Consider the following 230-nt stretch of genomic DNA (forward strand, 5'->3'; position numbering starts at 1 on the left):
ACAGATTATCGAAGTCAAGACATCTAAAGACCTTTATCAAGCGCTGCGTGACTATTACAAAATCGAAAAAGAAGTACTGACAGAAGATAGTGACAATACGAGTATTGCCCAAGCATTGGATTTGACTGGTGTATTGCCAGATAGTGTGACTAATAGAAGTGACCCGATTGTTAACTACAATCTTTAAGCTTGATTAGAGACGGATACCTATTATTATGGTGAAGTAACCA

The 230-nt window shown here is 37.4% G+C and carries 1 pseudogene; it reads left to right on the forward strand.

The features are described from left to right. Positions 1 to 187, forward strand: a pseudogene (locus V6252_RS13075) (endolytic transglycosylase MltG); the annotation flags it as partial. Positions 188 to 230: the final 43 nt, after the last annotated feature.

Source organism: Psychrobacter proteolyticus (assembly GCF_038155145.1).
Taxonomy (GTDB): domain Bacteria; phylum Pseudomonadota; class Gammaproteobacteria; order Pseudomonadales; family Moraxellaceae; genus Psychrobacter; species Psychrobacter proteolyticus_B.